The organism is Xenorhabdus sp. KK7.4, assembly GCF_963876465.1.
Taxonomy (GTDB): domain Bacteria; phylum Pseudomonadota; class Gammaproteobacteria; order Enterobacterales; family Enterobacteriaceae; genus Xenorhabdus; species Xenorhabdus stockiae.
Map to the genome: position 1 here is coordinate 1 of NZ_CAWNQF010000027.1, position 712 is coordinate 712.

The 712-nt window shown below is 51.7% G+C and carries 3 protein-coding genes; all 3 read right to left on the reverse strand.

The genetic code is table 11. From position 1 onward, the window contains the following. The coding region (locus AACS90_RS04290; RefSeq protein ID WP_305847171.1) for an antiterminator Q family protein at positions 1 to 234 on the reverse strand (234 nt) is incomplete at its 3' end. After that, positions 222 to 521: a Ref family recombination enhancement nuclease gene (locus tag AACS90_RS04295; protein ID WP_099123673.1), complete on the reverse strand. Its 300-nt coding sequence runs from the start codon at positions 519 to 521 to the stop codon at positions 222 to 224. The genes AACS90_RS04295 and AACS90_RS04290, both read right to left, overlap by 13 nt. Positions 522 to 537: 16 nt before the next feature. After that, a partial coding sequence (locus AACS90_RS04300) for a DUF1367 family protein (protein ID WP_153043720.1) occupies positions 538 to 712 on the reverse strand: 175 nt, incomplete at its 5' end.

The window sequence follows — 712 nt, forward strand, 5'->3', positions numbered from 1 at the left end:
GATATGATCAACCACTCTGGCGATTAGCATACCTTCGTCGTCATTGCACATCGGGCGTTCTGGGTAGTCTCGAGGCTCTACTCGTGCCATAAATTCCGCGATCACACTGCTCTGACGCTTATCCAGCCTGCCGGAATAAACCCACGCACCAAATTTTGCTAACCATTCCTGTAGCCAGATCGCCTGTGATAGTGTTAATTCCAACCCATCCGTTGAAAATCTCAAACCCGACATAACCGTACCTCTTTCACTTCCCTTTTAACTTGCGCTAATAATTCAATTTCTGTCCCGTGAGCCGCCTGCCAACTCTTTGGTGCGGCATGAAAACCCGTGGGATAACCAGCTCGATGGTGGCGAGGACAGAGCGGCAGAACGGAGAAGTGATCGGCGCGTTGTGCCGTGCCCTGCCCGGCTCTTACATGGTGAATTTCAGCCGGAGAGGAACCCAGTCCCAAATTCCGGCAAGCAATGCAGCCGAGCGAAGCTACGTCTGACAGCCACTGTTTTTCACTGTTGGTCATTGGTCTTGCCTCTCCATTACGCAAAATCAAACAACTGAGCCGCCGCATTTTCAGCAGCGTCTCTGGTCGGGAAGTTGCGATACAAGATGAAGTTCCACAGTACGTTTAGGGTGGATTGATAGAGTGCCTGAAATTCCAGCTCATCCATTTTGGCGAAGCTGACGGAACGGGGTTCTCGATACAGGCTGCCG

Bases quoted from the DNA above. Each gene is read 5' to 3' on its own strand.
- AACS90_RS04295 (WP_099123673.1), bottom strand. From the start codon at position 521: ATGACCAACAGTGAAAAACAGTGGCTGTCAGACGTAGCTTCGCTCGGC.